The organism is Malaciobacter mytili LMG 24559, from assembly GCF_003346775.1.
GTDB lineage: Bacteria > Campylobacterota > Campylobacteria > Campylobacterales > Arcobacteraceae > Malaciobacter > Malaciobacter mytili.
The window spans coordinates 458,538-472,391 of sequence record NZ_CP031219.1; the positions used below are offsets into that span (position 1 = coordinate 458,538).

At 26.3% G+C, this 13,854-nt stretch carries 14 protein-coding genes; 10 read left to right on the plus strand and 4 right to left on the minus strand.

Annotation, left to right across the window (positions count from 1 at the left end):
- Positions 1 to 119 precede the first annotated feature (119 nt).
- Positions 120 to 545 (plus strand): CoA-binding protein, encoded by a 426-nt coding sequence (locus AMYT_RS02370; RefSeq protein ID WP_114840969.1) that lies wholly within the window; start codon positions 120 to 122, stop codon positions 543 to 545.
- Here the strand turns inward: AMYT_RS02370 and AMYT_RS02375 are convergent.
- Together AMYT_RS02375 and hsrA are read right to left on the minus strand one after the other, a co-directional pair.
- Positions 540 to 1,832 carry a sensor histidine kinase gene (locus AMYT_RS02375; RefSeq protein WP_114840970.1) on the minus strand — a complete coding sequence of 431 codons (1,293 nt, stop codon included), beginning with the start codon at positions 1,830 to 1,832 and terminating at the stop codon, positions 540 to 542. The genes AMYT_RS02370 and AMYT_RS02375 overlap by 6 nt on opposite strands.
- A gap of 35 nt (positions 1,833 to 1,867) precedes the next feature.
- Positions 1,868 to 2,551, minus strand: a complete 684-nt coding sequence (hsrA, locus tag AMYT_RS02380; RefSeq protein WP_114840971.1) for a homeostatic response regulator transcription factor HsrA — start codon at positions 2,549 to 2,551, stop codon at positions 1,868 to 1,870.
- 229 nt (positions 2,552 to 2,780) lie between these two features.
- On the opposite strand from hsrA, the gene AMYT_RS02385 reads away from it, so the two are divergent.
- Entirely contained in the window at positions 2,781 to 3,587 is an 807-nt protein-coding gene (locus AMYT_RS02385) for a peptidylprolyl isomerase (protein WP_114840972.1), read from the plus strand.
- 15 nt (positions 3,588 to 3,602) lie between these two features.
- Positions 3,603 to 4,670 carry a class II fructose-bisphosphate aldolase gene (gene fbaA, locus AMYT_RS02390; protein WP_114840973.1) on the plus strand — a complete coding sequence of 356 codons (1,068 nt, stop codon included), beginning with the start codon at positions 3,603 to 3,605 and terminating at the stop codon, positions 4,668 to 4,670.
- 6 nt (positions 4,671 to 4,676) lie between these two features.
- On the opposite strand, the gene AMYT_RS02395 is transcribed toward fbaA, so the two are convergent.
- Positions 4,677 to 5,066: an ExbD/TolR family protein gene (locus AMYT_RS02395; RefSeq protein ID WP_114840974.1), complete on the minus strand. Its 390-nt coding sequence runs from the start codon at positions 5,064 to 5,066 to the stop codon at positions 4,677 to 4,679.
- Positions 5,063 to 5,539, minus strand: coding sequence for a MotA/TolQ/ExbB proton channel family protein (locus AMYT_RS02400; protein ID WP_114840975.1), 477 nt, complete (start codon positions 5,537 to 5,539; stop codon positions 5,063 to 5,065). The genes AMYT_RS02395 and AMYT_RS02400 overlap by 4 nt, the downstream gene beginning before the upstream one ends.
- A gap of 47 nt (positions 5,540 to 5,586) precedes the next feature.
- On the opposite strand from AMYT_RS02400, the gene AMYT_RS02405 reads away from it, so the two are divergent.
- From AMYT_RS02405 to hemA, 7 genes are all read left to right on the plus strand, one after another.
- Positions 5,587 to 6,489 carry a 1-aminocyclopropane-1-carboxylate deaminase/D-cysteine desulfhydrase gene (locus AMYT_RS02405; protein ID WP_228197881.1) on the plus strand — a complete coding sequence of 301 codons (903 nt, stop codon included), beginning with the start codon at positions 5,587 to 5,589 and terminating at the stop codon, positions 6,487 to 6,489.
- Positions 6,490 to 6,524: 35 nt separating this feature from the next.
- Entirely contained in the window at positions 6,525 to 9,440 is a 2,916-nt protein-coding gene (locus AMYT_RS02410) for an ABC transporter substrate-binding protein (RefSeq protein ID WP_114840976.1), read from the plus strand.
- Positions 9,441 to 9,507: 67 nt separating this feature from the next.
- On the plus strand, positions 9,508 to 10,032 hold the full coding sequence (locus AMYT_RS02415; protein ID WP_114840977.1) for a shikimate kinase: 525 nt from the start codon (positions 9,508 to 9,510) through the stop codon (positions 10,030 to 10,032).
- Between the two features lie 9 nt (positions 10,033 to 10,041).
- The gene (gene hisD, locus AMYT_RS02420; RefSeq protein WP_114840978.1) at positions 10,042 to 11,340 is read left to right on the plus strand and encodes a histidinol dehydrogenase; all 1,299 of its coding nucleotides are present in this window, start codon (positions 10,042 to 10,044) and stop codon (positions 11,338 to 11,340) included.
- Positions 11,340 to 11,630, plus strand: coding sequence for a DUF2018 family protein (locus AMYT_RS02425; protein WP_114840979.1), 291 nt, complete (start codon positions 11,340 to 11,342; stop codon positions 11,628 to 11,630). Before hisD ends, AMYT_RS02425 begins: the two co-directional genes overlap by 1 nt.
- 10 nt (positions 11,631 to 11,640) lie before the next feature.
- On the plus strand, positions 11,641 to 12,537 hold the full coding sequence (locus tag AMYT_RS02430; RefSeq protein WP_114840980.1) for a polyprenyl synthetase family protein: 897 nt from the start codon (positions 11,641 to 11,643) through the stop codon (positions 12,535 to 12,537).
- Between the two features lies 1 nt (position 12,538).
- Positions 12,539 to 13,849 carry a glutamyl-tRNA reductase gene (gene hemA / locus AMYT_RS02435; protein ID WP_114840981.1) on the plus strand — a complete coding sequence of 437 codons (1,311 nt, stop codon included), beginning with the start codon at positions 12,539 to 12,541 and terminating at the stop codon, positions 13,847 to 13,849.
- Positions 13,850 to 13,854 lie beyond the last annotated feature (5 nt).

The following is a 13,854-nucleotide window of genomic DNA, read 5'->3' on the forward strand; positions in this document are numbered from 1 at the left end:
ATAAAAATTATATCATTATATTACTAAATTATAAATATATGACACTTTTTAAGATTTGAGATTTTACAAAATCAATAGAATGTATTATAATATGTATAAATTTCATAAAAGGATAAAAAATGCAGTGTGAATTTGCAACTATAAACTCTGATTCAAAACAGATAAAAGAGATTTTTGAAAATACAAAAACAATAGCTATTATAGGATGTTCTCCTGATAGTTCAAAAGCTAGTAATATTGTAGCTAATTATTTAAAAAATGTTGGGTTTAAAATTGTTCCGGTGTATCCTAAAGAAGAAGAGATTTTAGGTGAAAAAGTTTATAGAACTTTGGCAGAAATTCCTTTTAAAATAGATATGGTTGATATATTTAGAAAACCAGATGTTATTGCACAAGTTGTAGATGAAGCAATAAAAAGAGGTGATGTTGATACAGTTTGGACACAGTTAGGATTAGTTAATAATGAAGCTGCAAAAAAGGCACTTGATGCTGGAATAAAAGTAGTACAAAATCATTGTACTAAGATAGAACATCAAGCTTTATGATAGTTTACATACAGGATTGTTGTAAAGCGTAAGTTTTGCAATACATCCTGTTTTACCATCTTTTCTGTTTTCTAAAGCAATTTTAGCACCCATAGCATCTGCTGCATTTTTAGCTAAAAATAATCCAAGACCTGCACCACTTTCATTTCCTACTCTTTTAAATGGAGCAAAAAGATCAATTTTTTCATCTATTCCTATACCTTCATCAGTTACAGTAATAGTAGTAAATTCTTTATTTTTTTCTAATCTAATAGCAATATTTTTATTTTCAGGAGTAAATTTAATAGCATTTTGTACAAAATTTTGAATAATTTGATTTAATAAAGTTACTTGTAATAAAGTATTATAATAATTTACATTTGCATAAAAAGTAATTGTGATTTTCTTTTGGGCACTAAGCATTCTATAATCATTAGTTTTTCTTTGCATATATTGAACTAAATCTATTTCTGTTGGTTTTTCAAACTGTGCACCCTCAGCTCTTCCTATATCCAAAATAGAACTAATCATTTTATTCATATCATCAATTTGTTTAATTGTTAGTTTTAATGTTTCTTGATATTTTTCAGGTTCTCTTTGCTTCATTAAAGTTACTTCATTTTTTAACTTCATAACTGCAAGGGGAGTTTTTAATTCGTGTGCAGCACCTATAAATAACTCTTTTTTAAATTTTACATATGTTTCTATTCTATTTGTTAGGGAGTTAATTGAATCTGCAAGGGGATGAAACTCAATAGGTAAAGAACTTTTATTAATTTGAGTTAGATAATTTTCATTCATATTTGATAGTTTTTTATTTATTTGTAAAATAGGTTTTAAAAGAGTTTTAGAAACAGTAAAAGCGTATAAAACAACTAATATTAACCCACCAAGAGATAAAAATAATAGATTATTAAAAATATTTGTAAGCATCTCTCTTGATGAATTGATATTTTTTACAATTTTTATAAATTTCTTACTTTTTATATCAAAGGGGTAAAGAAGTTCTACAAAATGATCTTCTCCACTTTTAAAAGTTTCAAAACTAAGTTCTGAAAGATTATCTATTGTTACTAAATCTACAGTTATACCTGTATGAGTAATAATATTAAAATTTGTTTGGTTAGCACCTTTACTTTTACTAATTTTGTAAATTAGTTGAGCATCAGATACTAAACTCTCTTTAAGCTCTTCATATATAGTAGCTTTAGTATATCCATAGAAAATAAAAGAAAGAGTTGTTATGAACAGCGAAGTTGCAAGTATTAGTTTTTGGTAAAACTGAGTATATATGCTCTTTGTGTTCATAATAGACTCCCCTTATTTTTATTTTTTATATAAAATTATTCAGAATCACTTTGTGCTTCTGGATAGCAGAATCTATAACCTCTTCTTCTAATTGTTTCAATAGTTGAAATATTTAAAGGTTTATCCATTTTTTGTCTAATTTGGTTAATTGCTACTTCAATTACGTTTGGAGTTACTAATTCTGGCTCTTCCCAAATAGCATCTAATAATTGTTCTTTAGAAACAATTTGATCTCTATGTCTAGCAAGATGAGTTAGAACTTCAAATGGTTTACCTTTTAATTCAATTTCTTCATCATTGTAGATGATTTTTTCTTCATCAGGATTAATGATTAAATCATCAATCTCAATTACATTTGTACCACCAAATCTTAATCTTGCTTCAATTCTTGCAAGTAAAATATCAAAATCAAATGGTTTTTTAATATAATCATCAGCCCCAGATTTAAGTGCTTCAATTTCACTTTCTTTATCATCTCTTGCTGAAATAATTACAACAGCAGTTCTTGAACTTCTATTTTTTACGATTTTACACAATTCAATACCATCACCATCTGGTAACATCCAGTCAGTTAATACTAAATCATAGTTTCTAATATCGATAAAATATTCTGCATCTTTATAATTTTCTGCTGCATCAACTTGGTATCCAAAGTCAGTAAGCCCTTCTTGCAGCGTTCTATTTAAAGTTATTTCATCTTCTATAATTAAAATTCTCATATAATATTCCCTTAAATTTAAGTTAAGTTTAAATTTGTGCGAATTGTACCATAAAAAATGAAAAATTTAAAGGCTTTTTAAGTTAAATATTAAAATTTGATTAAAAAGACACAATTTTATAAAGAAAAAATTAGATATAATCGGCCTTTTATTTATTAGTTTTAATAAATTAACTCTTTGTTAATAAAATATAGATAGAATAAACCCATAATTAAACAAAAGGAAAATTATGAAAAAAATTGTATCAAGTGTAATAGCGACTTTAGCTTTAGCAGCAAGTTTAAATGCAGCTGATTACTATGCAACTGTAAATGGTGAAAAAATTACTAAAGAAGATTTAGAAATAGTATTAAGAAATCCAAATATAGATTTTGACATATTACCTAAAGAGAGAAAAGATAAAGCAATTGAGCAAGCAATTGAGAAAAAACTTTTAACTAATGCTGCTTTAAAAAGTGGTGTTGAAAAAGATAAAAGTTATAAAGAAGCTTTAGAAAAAATTAAAAAAGATTTAGCATTAGAAATTTGGATGCAAAATCAATTTAAAGCTATTAAAGTTACAGATAAAGAGCAAAAAGATTATTATAACAATAATAAAGAGAGATTTAAACAACCTGCTACTTTAGAAGCAAGACATATCTTATTAGAAAATGAAGCTGATGCTAAAGATGTAATTAAACTTTTAGATAAAGCATCAAATAAAAAAGATGAGTTTATTAAATTAGCTGCAGAAAAATCTAAAGGTCCTACTGCTTCAAAAGGTGGATATTTAGGAAAATTTTCTGAAGATAGAATGGTTCCTGAGTTTAGTGCAGGTGCAAAAGCCTTAAATGCAGGTGAATATTCAAAAGCTCCTGTAAAAACTCAATTTGGATACCATGTAATCTATTTAGAGTCAAAAGAGCCTGCAAAAACTTTAGAGTTTGATGTAATTAAAAATAAAATTAAAGAGTTTTTATTACAAGATAAATTTAGAAAAATTATAAGTGATAAAGCTGAAAAACTTAAAAAAGAAGCAAAAATAGTTATTAAATAAATTAAGGAGACAAACTTGGGTGTATTAGATGTAGTTAAGCCTGGAGTATTAAGTGGTAGTGAAGCTAAAAAACTTTTCTCTTATGCAAAAGAGAATGGTTTTGCTATTCCAGCTGTAAATGTTGTAGGAACAGATTCTGTTAATTCAGTTTTAGAAGCTGCAAGTAAAGTAAACTCACCAATTATAATTCAATTTTCAAATGGTGGAGCACAATATTTTGCAGGTAAAGGTTTAAAAGTAGATAATGCTGCTATTTTAGGAGCTATTTCTGGGGCTAAGCATGTTCACTTATTGGCTGAGGCTTATGGAATTCCTGTAATTTTACATACTGACCATGCTGCAAGAAAACTATTACCTTGGATTGATGGGTTATTAGAAGCTTCAAAAGAGCACTTTAAAGCAACAGGTAAGCCTTTATACACATCTCATATGTTAGATTTAAGTGAAGAGAGTTTAGAGGAAAATATTTCAACTTGTGTTGAATACTTTAAAACTATGAATGAACTTGATATGATGATTGAAATTGAATTGGGTATTACTGGTGGAGAAGAAGATGGTGTAGATAATACAGGAATTGATAATTCTCTTTTATATACTCAACCTCAAGAAGTTTGTTATGCTTATGAAGAGTTAAGTAAAGTAGGAGAAAACTTTACAATTGCAGCATCATTTGGAAATGTACATGGAGTATATAAACCAGGTAATGTAAAATTATCTCCAATTATTTTAAATAATTCTCAAAAATATATTCAAGAAAAATTAAATTGTGATGCAAAACCAGTTGATTTTGTATTTCATGGTGGTTCTGGTTCTAGCCTTTCTGAAATTAGAGAAGCCATCTCTTATGGTGTTATTAAAATGAATATTGATACAGATACTCAATGGGCATTTTGGGATGGTGTTAGAGCTTATGAAGCTAAATATAAAGGTTATTTACAAGGTCAAATTGGAAACCCTGAAGGTGAAGATAAACCAAATAAAAACTATTATGACCCAAGAAAATGGCTAAGAGCTGGTCAAGAGACTATGATAGCTAGACTTGAAACTGCATTTTCAGATTTAAATGCACTAAATAAGAACTAAAAGTTCTTATTTAGCACTCTCATTAGTAATTAAAGCTAAATTTGTAAGATTATACTTTTGAAGTAAGTCTAAAACTTTTACTACTCTTTCATATTTAACATTTTTATCTATTCTTACAACAATTGGTTTTGTTTTGTTTTTTACTTCTTTTAGATTATCTTCTAAGGATATAAAAGAGACTTCTATACCTTTTATAGCTAGTTTTTCTTGGCTTAATTCAATAAATACTTGTTCTTCATTTACTTCCATAGCTTTTGCATTTGAGCTAGGTAAATCAAGCATAAGTGCTAGTTCTTCTTTTTTAAATACTGAAGTTACAATAAAAAAGATTAGTAAAATAAATACCACATCAATAATAGGTGTTAAATCAGCACCTAGGGGTTCTCTTCTTTTCATTTGCTTATTAACTCTTTTTTTGCTTTTAATTCAATAGCATCAATTTGAGAGATAAAATGATTGTAAGCTATATGATGAGGAATGGCAACTATAAGTCCTGCAATTGTTGTTATAAGAGCAATAGAAATTCCATTTGAAAATAGTGTTGGATCACCTAATCCTTTAGCTGTAATAGTTTCAAAAGCCTTAAATACCCCATATACAGTTCCTAAAAGTCCTAAAAGAGGAGCAACTGAAGCTATGTTTTTTATATATGTTAAACCAATTTCTAATTTTTGTACTTCATATTCAATTTGAGCTTTTAGATTTTCATTTGGTGAAGCAAGAGTTTTTTCTTTTATTTTTCTAACCATTGCATTTTTTCTTGGAAGTGTAAAAAATTTCCAAATAATAATAGTAAAACCAATAATATTTAAAAAAATTAAGATATAAACTATTATTCCACCTTTATCAATATATTCTAACAAATTCATCTAAAACCTTTATTTTTTTTGTAATTGTACTAAAGTTTTATTAACAAATGCTACAATTACATATGAATTTTACAAACTCACCCATACAAAAAGTTATATTTAGAAATAAAGAGATTTATATAAAAAGAGATGATTTATTGCATAAGGATTTTTCCGGAAATAAAGCAAGAAAGTTTTATTACTTTTTAAATAATGATTTTAAAAATATAAAAAAACTAATATCTTACGGTTCGGCTCAAGCTAATTCTTTATATACAATGTCTGTTTTAGCAAAATTAAGAGGTTGGGAATTTGATTTTTATGTAAAGCATATTTCAAACTTTTTAAAAGATAATCCAGCAGGTAATTATAAAGCTTCTTTAGAAAATGGTGCAAATATTATAGAAAAAGAAGTTGAGGATTTGCACTCTTATATAAGTGAAAATTTATTAAGTAAAGAGATTTTATATATTCAAGAGGGCGGAAGAGTAAAAGAGGCTAGTTATGGAATAGAAATTTTATCAAACGAGATAAAAAGTTGGGCAAAACAAAATAATATAAAACAATTAAAAGTAATGTTACCAAGTGGAACAGGAACAACCGCTCTTTTTTTACAAAAATATTTACCTTTTGAAGTTTTAACTTGTCCTTGTGTGGGAAAAGAAGAGTATTTAAAAAAACAATTTTTTTCATTGGAAGAAAATGAAAAATTTCATCCCACAATTTTAAAACTTTCAAAAAATTATCATTTTGGAAAGCTATATAAGGAGTTTTATGAAATTTACCTTGAATTAAAAAAGCAGACAAATATAGAATTTGAACTATTATATGATCCTTTAGGTTTTATAAGTTTAGTAAACTCTGATTATTTTTTTTCACAAACACCTGTTTTATATATACATCAAGGAGGTATTTTAGGTAATAAAACTATGATAGAGAGATATAAAAGAAAGTTAAATTTTAATAATTAATGGTATAATTTTGTAACATTTTTTGAAGGTTAAAGTTGAAGATTAAAAATTATTTTTTTATCTTTTTTATATTGTATTTTTCATTATCTTTAAATGCCAATGAACTAAAAAAAGCTAGTATTCAATTAAATTGGAAATATCAATTTGAATTTGCAGGATATATAGCAGCAATTGAAAAAGGTTTTTACAAAGAAATTGGGTATGATGTTGAATTAAGAGAGTTAAATGAAAATATAAATGTTGTAGATGAAGTTAAAAATCAAAGGGCAACATTTGGTATTTATGACTCATCAATTTTAGATAAGTATGATAATACAAAACCTATAATTTTACTTGCAAATTATCTTAAAAAATCTCCTTTAGTTTTTGTAACAAAGCAAGATATTTATTCTCCTACAGATTTAAAAAATAAAAAAATAATGATTTCAAATTTTGAACTTGAAAACTCTTCTTTATCAAAACTTTTAGAGAAATTTAAAATAAAAAAAGAGGATTTTACAGTAATTGCACATGAAATTTCTATTGAGAAGTTTATAAAAGGTGAAGTTGATGTAACAACAGCTTATATTACAAATCAACTTTATTATTTACAAAAAGAAAAAGTACCTTTTAATATTTTAAATCCAATGAATTATGAAATCTATGGTTTTGGTGGTAATTTATTTTCTTCTTTAGAGTATGTAAAAAATAATACTTCAAATATAAATAACTTTATTAAAGCTACAAATAAAGGGTGGAAGTATGCTTTAGAAAATAAAGAAGAGATAATAAATATAATTTATAATAAATATTCAAAACAAAAAAGTAAAGAAGCCTTATTATATGAGGCTAAAATGATAGAAAATATTATGCTTTTAGATGTTTATAAATTAGGAGAAGTTAGAAAAACTCTAGTTTTAGATGAATTAATAAGAGCACAAAATATAAATTTAATAGATAAATCAGTAACTTTAAATGATATTATTTATTCTTTAAGTAAATATTCAAAAAATTATAATTTTTCATTGGATGAATTGGACTATTTAAATAGAAAAAAACAAATACTTATGTGTACTGATCCTTCTTGGATGCCTTATGAAAAAATAGAAGAAGGAAAGCATACAGGAATAATTAGTGATTATATATCTTTTTTTGAAAAAGAGATTAATATTCCTATTAAATTATATGTAACAAAAAGTTGGAATGAGAGTTTAAAAGCAATAAGTGAAAAAAAATGTGATATTCTCTCAGGTGTTATTCCCACAGAAATTCGTACAAAAAATATGGATATAACAAAACCATATATAAATTTTCCTTTAGTTATTGCCACTAAAAAAGAAGAGATGTTTATTTCAAATCTTGATGAAGTTATAGAAACAAAAAAAATAGCAGTTGTAAGAGACTATGCTTATTCAGAGGTTTTTAAAAAAAGGTATCCAAAAAATAAAATAGTTTTAGTTAATAATGTAGAAGAGGGCTTAGAAAAAGTTTTACATGGTGAAATCTTTGGTTTTATTGATAGTATTACTACAATTGGTTATAAGTTACAAAGAGAGTATTTTTCTGAATTAAAAATAGCTGGAAAATTTGATGAAAAATATTCTCTTGGAATTGGTGTTAGAAATGACGAGCCCCTTTTATTTTCTATTTTTGATAAACTTGTATTAAAACTTGATATTTCAACTAAACATGAGATTTTAAAAAAATGGATAAATGTTCAATATGATGGGGATTTTGACTATAAACTATTTTGGAAAATTTTTATAATTTTTATTATTATAATTTTTATTATTACTTATAGATATAAAGAAGTAGTTAATAATAAAGAAAATCTTCAAAAAGAAAGAAAAAAACTTGAAGAGAAAAATGCAGAATTAAAGAAAATGCAAAAAGCTTTAAAAGACTCACTTCAAAACTTTGAAATATTACTTGATTCTACAATGGAAGCTGTTCTTGTATTTAAAGAACATGACTGTATTGATATAAATAAAGTTGGATATAAACTATTAGGCTATAAAAGTAAATCTGAGGTTATAGGAAAAAGTTTATATCATCATGTGCATGAAGATTTTATCGTAACTTTAAAAGAATCTTTAAATAAAAACTTAGAGTCATATGAAATAGAGTTTGTAAGAACTGATGGCTCAACTTTTCCTGCACTTGTAAAAGATAGATATATTTATTTAAATAATGAAAGAGTAAAGCTTTTTACAATTGTTGATTTAACAGAACTTAAAAATAAAGAAAATCTTTTATTTAAGCAATCTAAACTTGCTTCAATGGGAGAAATGATAGGAAATATTGCCCATCAATGGAGACAACCTCTTAGTTTAATTTCAACTATAGCAACAGGCTTAAAATTAAAAATCGAGACACAAACAGAAGATAAAAATGAATCAATAGAGTTTTTAGATAGGTTAAATACTACTGCACAACATCTTTCTTCAACTATTGATGATTTTAGAAATTTCTTTGCTGCTGATAAAAGAAAAGAAGAGTTTTATGTTTATTCTTTAATTGAGCAAAATTTAGTTTTATTAGATAGTATTTTTAAAACAAATTTTATTGAAGTAAAAATAGATATAGATAAAAATATTAAGTTAAATACTTATAAAAATGAATTAACTCAAGCTTTATTAAATATTTTAAATAATGCTAATGATGCTTTTAAAGAAAAGAGTTTAGAAGAGGATAAATATATTTTTATAAGAGTTTATAAAAAACATAAAAATGTATTTATTTGCATAAAAGATAATGCAGGTGGAATTCCTACTACTATTATAGATAAAATCTTTGAACCATATTTTACTACAAAGCATAAAAGTAATGGAACAGGAATAGGGCTATATATGACTTATCAAATAATAAATGAGCATATTCATGGCAAAATTGAAGTGGAAAATTGCACTTATATTTATAATAATGAAACTCATAAAGGTGCTAAATTTATAATAACTATTCCTAATAAGTGATAAATTGATTTCAATCATTTAGAGTTTTACTTTATTTTAGATATAATATTAACCTATGATAAAAATCATGAGGAATGTTTTATTGAATAAGAGTAATATTATACTTATAGGTTTTATGGGAGTAGGAAAAGGAACAGTTGCAAGAGCACTTGTAAAAAACTCTACATTATTCTCAATAGATACTGATGACTTAATTGAAAGTATTGAAAGTAGAAAAATCAAAAAAATTTTTGAAACAGATGGGGAAGCTTATTTTAGAGCACTTGAAAAAAGATGTGCTTTATGGCTAGAAAATAGTGTAAATAATACAATCATCTCAACAGGTGGTGGATTTTATAAGCAAGAAAATCTACAAAAAATTGGAAAAGTAATCTACTTAAAATCTAGTTTTGAAGGTATCTTAGAAAGAATTAGAAATTCTGAAAATGCAGAGAAAAAGTTTAAGAAAAGACCTCTTCTAAAAAATCTTGAAGAAGCAAAAAAATTATATGACTTAAGAGCAAGGGAATACGAAGCTGTTGCTAATGTAGTTATAAATGTTGAAAATAGAGATATTTTAGATATTGTAAATGAGATATTAGAAGTAATTTAGAGGGAAATTATGAAGATTATTAGTACAAAACAGGAAAATTTTAAAGAAGAATTTGAAGCTATTTTAGCAAGAGCTAAAACAGATATTCAAGGTGTTTCAGCCATAGTAACAAATATTATAAATGAAATTGTTGAAGAAAAAAATAGTGCTTTAAAAAGACATATTGAAAAGTTTGATAAGTGGGAAGTAAAAAGTGATGAAGAACTTTTAATTTCAAAAGATGATATGAAAAAAGCCTATGATAATATAAATGCTGATTTAAAAAAGGCTTTACATACTGCTTATGATAGAATTAAAGCATATCATGAAAAACAACTTCCAAAATCTTGGTTGGATTTTGAAAAAAATGGAACTGTTTTAGGACAAAAAGTATCTCCTGTTGATAGAGCTGGTTTATATATTCCAGGAGGAAAAGCTGCATATCCTAGTTCTTTACTTATGAATGCAATTCCTGCTATTGTTGCAGGTGTTGAAGAGATAGTTGTATGTACGCCAACTCCTAATAATGAGATAAATGAATTACTACTTGCAGCTTGTCATATTTGTAATATTTCTAAAGCTTTTAAAGTTGGAGGAGCAAGTGCAATTGCAGCAATGGCTTATGGAACACAAACTATTCCCAAAGTTGATGTAATAACAGGTCCAGGAAATATCTTTGTTGCTACTGCTAAAAAGCTAGTTTTTGGTGAAGTAAATATTGATATGATTGCTGGTCCTTCTGAAATTGGGATATTATCAGATAGTACAGCAAAACCAAAATATTTAGCAATAGATTTACTTTCTCAAGCAGAACATGATGAAATGGCTAGTTCTATTATGATTACAATTGATGAAGAAATAGCAAAACAAACTTCTATTGAAGTAGATAATTATTTAAAAGTATTAAGTAGAAGTGAAATTGCTTCAAAATCAATAAATGAAAGAGGTGCAATTATTATTGCAACTTCAATGGATGAAGCTTGTTCTTTAATGAATGAAATAGCTCCTGAGCATTTAGAAGTTATGACAGCAAATCCTTTTGAACTTCTTTCAAAAATTAAACATGCAGGTGCTATTTTCTTAGGTGAAAATACTCCTGAACCTATTGGAGATTATATTGCTGGTCCAAATCATACTCTTCCAACAGGAAGTACAGCAAAATTTTATAGTCCTTTAAATGTAGAGAATTTTATGAAAAAATCTTCAATTATAAATTTCTCATCACAAGCAATTGATGAATTAGGAGAAGCTTGTGCAATTTTAGCTGATACTGAAGGTTTAACAGCACACGCTGAGTCAGTAAGAGTAAGGTTAAGAAAGGATTTTTAATGGGAAAATTTGAAGCACTTTTTAATGAAGATGAAAATGATATTTTAATAGGAAGTGCAAAATCAAAATTTCTTGATGTATTAAAAAATGCAAATAGTGAAGTAGTAGCAGAAGAACTTGATAAAATTATTGAGAAATTTGCTGCAATGGAGCTATTATTAACTCAAAATGATGAGTTTGAAAAAGTTTTACAAGAATATATATTTAAAAATAGTAGTGAAGTTCACCAAATGAAAAAATCACTTTATATGGAATTTACTGGTGAAATTATCTCAAGACTAGATTCATAAGGTTTTAAAATTGGTAGAGTTAGAAAAAGTAAAAGAGCAAATAAAAAAATTTGTTGAAGAGTGTAATGATAAAAAATCTTTAGAGTTATTAGATAAGCTAGCAACAGGAAAGATGCTAAGAAGTAAATTAATACTTAAAATAGCTGGAGTAAATGAGACTTCAATTAGATTATGTGCAATTGTAGAGATGATTCATGCAGCCTCACTTTTACATGATGATGTAATAGATGAAGCAGATACTAGAAGAGGTAAACCCTCTGTAAATGCCCTTTATGATAATAAAACTTCAATTATGTTTGGAGATGTTTTATATTCAAAAGCTTTTACAGAATTAACTAATATGCCTCAAGAAGTGGCTTATACAATTTCAAATGCAGTTACACTTTTAAGTATTGGTGAAATGTTAGATGTGGATTTAACAAAAGAGTTTAATACTTCATATGATAAATACTTAGATATGATTTATAAAAAAACTGCTTCATTAATTGAAGCTAGTGCAAAAGCTGCTGCTATTTTAGCTAATAAAGATAAAGACAAATTTGCTTTATATGGTAAAAATCTAGGTTTAGCATTTCAAATGATAGATGATATTTTAGATATTACACAAGATAGTCAAACTTTAGGAAAGCCTGCCTTATTGGATTTTATTGAAGGTAAAGTAACAATTCCATATTTATTACTATTTGATAGAACTTTACAAAAAGATAAATTAAAATCCCTATATAAAAAAGAGTTATCACAAGAAGAGAGTTTTTGGATTAAAAATGAAATGAAAGCTACAAAAGCTTTAGAAGATAGTATAAATCAAGCAAAAACTTTAGGTATAGAAGCAATTAATGCTGTAAAAAATGAAAATGATGACTCTTTAGTTCAAATAATGAAAGCAATGATAGAAAGAGAGTTTTAATATGAGTTATTTAGTAATTAGCTTTTCTCATAAAAATACAGATATTCAAACAAGAGAAAAGTTAGCTTTCCCCGATGAAGAAAATAAAGATAGATTTTTAAGACAGATATTAGAAGAAAAAGTAATAAGAGAAGCAATTTTACTTTCAACATGTAATAGAGTTGAAATAATAATTTCCACATCAAGTGTAGCTTATGCAACCGCTTTTATTATTGAAAAATTATCAAAATATTCTGGTATTTCATATGATGATTTATATGATAGAGCTGATATTTATGATAATGAAGGAGCAATTCACCATTTATTTTCTGTTGCTTCTGCACTTGACTCTTTAGTAATAGGTGAGACACAAATTGTAGGGCAATTAAAAGATGCCTTTAGATTTTCATTAAATAAAAATTACTGTCAGCAAAACTTGCCAAGGGCTTTACATTATGCTTTTAAATGTGCAGCAGCAGTTAGAACAGCTACAAGTTTAGGAACAGGTTCTGTATCAGTTGCAAGTACAGCTGTAATTAAAGCAAAAGAAGTTATTGGGGATACAAATGAGGTTAAAGCTTTAGTAATTGGAGCAGGAGAGATGAGTGAGCTTACTGTTAAGCATCTTATCTCAAGAGGTTTTAAAGTTACTATAATAAGTAGAGATATTAAAAAAGCTACAATTTTAGCAGAAAGTTTTGAAGAACATGTGGAAGTTGAAGAGTATAGTAAATTAACACAGTTATTAAATCAAATACCAGTTATGATAACTGCTACATCAGCACCTTACCCCATTATTACAGAGAATATGGTTTATGAGTGTGATTTTAATAGATATTGGTTTGATATAGCTGTTCCAAGAGATATTGCAGATAATATAAAATCACCAAATCTTACAATATTTTCTGTGGATGACCTTCAGTATATTGTTGATTCAAATATGCAACTAAAAGCAAAACAAGCAAAAGTTGCTTTTAGCATTGTGGGAAAAATGTCTGTTGAATTTTTTGAGTGGCTAAAAACTTTAGAAGTAGAACCTGTTATTAAACATCTATATTTAAGAGGTGATGAAATAATTGAGAAAAAAGTTAAAAATGCTATAAAAAAAGGTTTTATTTCTTGTGAACACGAAGCAAATATAAAAAAACTTTGTCAAACAGTATTAACAGAATATTTACATCATCCTTCAAAAAAAATGAAGCATATTTCGAAAAATATGGAGTGTGATATTGTTTTAGGAGCTGTTCAATCAATGTTTGATTTAAAAACAGATTCAAATATGTTAAATAAATATAAGTGCGAGCATGCATTACAAATAAATGAAAGAGGATAAGATTT

Excerpts from the sequence above, each read along its gene's own strand:
- AMYT_RS02370 (WP_114840969.1), top strand. The coding sequence starts at position 120 with ATGCAGTGTGAATTTGCAACTATAAACTCTGATTCAAAACAGATAAAA.
- AMYT_RS02375 (WP_114840970.1), bottom strand. The coding sequence starts at position 1,832 with ATGAACACAAAGAGCATATATACTCAGTTTTACCAAAAACTAATACTT.
- hsrA (WP_114840971.1), bottom strand. The coding sequence starts at position 2,551 with ATGAGAATTTTAATTATAGAAGATGAAATAACTTTAAATAGAACGCTG.
- AMYT_RS02385 (WP_114840972.1), top strand. The coding sequence starts at position 2,781 with ATGAAAAAAATTGTATCAAGTGTAATAGCGACTTTAGCTTTAGCAGCA.
- AMYT_RS02395 (WP_114840974.1), bottom strand. The coding sequence starts at position 5,066 with ATGAAAAGAAGAGAACCCCTAGGTGCTGATTTAACACCTATTATTGAT.
- AMYT_RS02400 (WP_114840975.1), bottom strand. The coding sequence starts at position 5,539 with ATGAATTTGTTAGAATATATTGATAAAGGTGGAATAATAGTTTATATC.
- AMYT_RS02405 (WP_228197881.1), top strand. The coding sequence starts at position 5,587 with ATGCTACAATTACATATGAATTTTACAAACTCACCCATACAAAAAGTT.
- AMYT_RS02415 (WP_114840977.1), top strand. The coding sequence starts at position 9,508 with ATGAGGAATGTTTTATTGAATAAGAGTAATATTATACTTATAGGTTTT.
- hisD (WP_114840978.1), top strand. The coding sequence starts at position 10,042 with ATGAAGATTATTAGTACAAAACAGGAAAATTTTAAAGAAGAATTTGAA.
- AMYT_RS02425 (WP_114840979.1), top strand. The coding sequence starts at position 11,340 with ATGGGAAAATTTGAAGCACTTTTTAATGAAGATGAAAATGATATTTTA.
- hemA (WP_114840981.1), top strand. The coding sequence starts at position 12,539 with ATGAGTTATTTAGTAATTAGCTTTTCTCATAAAAATACAGATATTCAA.